The organism is Candidatus Obscuribacterales bacterium (genome assembly GCA_036703605.1).
Classification (GTDB): Bacteria; Cyanobacteriota; Cyanobacteriia; order RECH01; family RECH01; genus RECH01.
This window is the reverse complement of record DATNRH010000626.1, coordinates 1-1,093: the sequence shown is the minus strand read 5'-3', so window position 1 is coordinate 1,093 and position 1,093 is coordinate 1. Positions and strand designations below refer to the sequence as shown.

The 1,093-nt window shown below is 55.7% G+C and carries 1 protein-coding gene; it reads right to left on the bottom strand.

The genetic code is table 11. The features are described from left to right. Positions 1-1,093 (bottom strand): hypothetical protein (locus V6D20_13220; protein ID HEY9816741.1); only part of this gene is annotated, 1,093 nt, incomplete at both ends.

The window sequence follows — 1,093 nt, the reverse complement described above, 5'->3', positions numbered from 1 at the left end:
GATATTTTTTTCGGTAACTGTTCAACATAGTGCCAGCCTGAAGCAAGTTGATAGGTGATCTCCCATCTCCGACCCACCTGCTGTAGGGTAGCAACATGGCTATATAAACGTTGAAGGCGTGGAATGTTGGGAAATGAGGGTGGCTCCTCCACATCCTCAACCACAGTCGCCACCTCAAAGCTAAAGTCTTCAAGAGGCGGGAAACCTGGGAACTCTTGCTCATCATCTGAGAGGGGGTCTGATGGCTCTGGTGCCAGCAACCGCTCTGCCATCGCCTCAAACTCACTGCCCAAGCCCCGCAAAATTGTCGCTGTGACCGTGGCAAAGGCAGCTAAAAACTCCGTTTCCTGTTGGTTCTGCCCTGTCCCTGGCATTCTCAACAAGGCCCGAAACTCTGATACTGACTTTCCTAACCCCTTCGCCACATACTGCGATACTGCCTCCACTACGTTAATTGCCTCAACCACCAAAGAGCCAGATCTCAGGCGCTGACAGACAGCTTCGTCCACCACCTCATAAACAACGCGCTCCGCATTTTCCACCGTCGGCACAATATCGCCGCTGACCTGAAATAGACCGCTCATGAGCACTTCCGCTACATGAACCGCGTTCGCACGAGGCAGCATCGCTTGTCTGATCAATCGCACAATGGGCAGCGTAATCACCGGCGCAGAAGCCAGCAGAGTGGACAAATGGCGCGCCGTGGGAGGTGCCAACAGCAAAAAATCATCCATAATCTCTGTGAGTTCCGCTGCATCGGCTGCTGGCGATGCAGCCCCCAGTATCAGGGACGGTTCCGCATCCCACACAACCCCCAACACCTGCCCCTGCCGCCCAGCCACCACCCGAGCCAAGTCGGCTAGGGAATCTGGTTCAAGGGTGACCACCGGCAATCGCATTATTCCTGCCTCAACAGCCGCCTGCACCCGTCCCCGATCCCAATACGATCGCGCCTTGGGATTTAGCCGATCACTAGGTAAGCCGGTCTGCTTCGCTTGAAGCTCCACAACGACTGATCGCGCCAGTGCCGTCCTTGCCCAGAGCCGCTCAGGAAAAACCTGACAGATCACCGTCGGCAACGCAGCAGACCAAA